The sequence below is a fragment of the Mesorhizobium sp. M1A.F.Ca.IN.022.07.1.1 genome, from assembly GCF_003997575.1.
Taxonomy (GTDB): domain Bacteria; phylum Pseudomonadota; class Alphaproteobacteria; order Rhizobiales; family Rhizobiaceae; genus Mesorhizobium.
Genome location: NZ_RZST01000610.1, coordinates 1 through 1503, shown reverse-complemented (window position 1 = coordinate 1503; position 1503 = coordinate 1). Strand labels below are relative to the sequence as shown.

1 protein-coding gene is annotated in these 1503 nt (G+C 67.5%); it reads right to left on the bottom strand.

Going from position 1 to position 1503, the window contains the following annotated elements:
* Positions 1-14: 14 nt before the first annotated feature.
* On the bottom strand, positions 15-1503 hold a 1489-nt coding region (locus EOA75_RS32725), incomplete at its 5' end, for a Tex family protein (RefSeq protein ID WP_164747747.1).

Sequence of the window (1503 nt, the reverse complement as noted above, 5' to 3'; positions counted from 1 at the left end):
TTCTGGCGTGGTAGCTATTTCCGCTTCATCGCCTCGGCGAGCGCCGCGCCGAACGCACCCTGTGACGGCTTTTCAGGCTGGCGCTGCGGCGCCGGCGAGCGCGGTACGGGCTTGCCGCCGCCGCTGTCGCGCTGGCCGACCCGAGGCGCCCCACCCTGGCCGCCATCCTTGCGCATCGAGAGGCCGATGCGATTGCGCTTGATGTCGACATCGACCACTCGAACTTTCACGACATCGCCGGCCTTTACCACCTCATGCGCGTCCTTGATGAAGCGGTCGGCCAGCTGCGAGACATGCAGCAGCCCGTCCTGGTGCACGCCGATGTCCACGAAGGCGCCGAAGGCGGCGACATTGGTGACCGTGCCTTCGAGCAGCATGCCGGGCTTCAGGTCCTTGATGTCGTCGACGCCTTCGGCAAAGGTCGCCGTCTTGAAGCCCGGCCGCGGGTCGCGTCCGGGCTTTTCCAGTTCCGCGATGATGTCACGTACCGTCGGCAGGCCGAAGCGCTCGTCGACGAAGACACGAGGGTCAAGTGCCTTGAGCGCGGCACTGTCGCCCATCAGCGCGCGCACGTCGCGGCCGCAGGCGGCGACGATCTTCTTTGCCACGCCATAGGCTTCCGGATGCACGGATGAAGCGTCGAGCGGCTCGGAGCCGTTCGGGATGCGCAGGAAGCCTGCGCACTGCTCGAACGCGCGCGGTCCAAGCCGCGCCACGTTCAGCAGATCGCGGCGCGTAGCGAACGGGCCGCCGACGTCGCGATGCGCGACGATCGCTTCGGCAAGCGATGGCCCCAGTCCCGAAACGCGCGCCAAGAGCGGCGCCGATGCCGTGTTGAGGTCGACGCCGACAGCATTGACCGCATCCTCCACCACCGCCTCCAGCGAGCGGCCGAGCCGGTACTGGTCGACATCGTGCTGATACTGGCCGACGCCGATCGACTTCGGCTCGATCTTGACCAGCTCGGCGAGCGGGTCCTGCAGGCGTCTCGCGATCGACACCGCGCCGCGCAGCGACACGTCGAGGTCGGGAAACTCGGCGGCCGCCGTCGCCGAGGCTGAATAGACCGACGCGCCGGCTTCGCTGACGATCACCTTGATCGGCTTCGGCCCGCCGTCGGACGGCAGGCTGGCGAGCATGTCGGCCACCAGCTTCTCGGTCTCGCGGCTGCCGGTGCCGTTGCCGATCGAGATCAGCTCCACCTTGTGGAAGCGAATGAGCCTGGCAAGTTCCGCCTGCGTGCCGCGCACATCGTTCTTTGGCGGAAACGGATAGACGGTGGTCGTCGCCACCAGCTTGCCGGTACCGTCGACCACAGCCACCTTGACGCCGGTGCGGATGCCGGGATCGAGACCCATCGTGGGCCGGGAGCCGGCGGGCGCGGCGAGCAGCAGGTCCTTGAGGTTGCGGGCAAAGACATGGATGGCCTCGTCCTCGGCCCGCTCGCGCAGGTCGCGCATCAAATCAAGCGTCAGATGGAGCGATAGTTTTATCCGCCAGGTC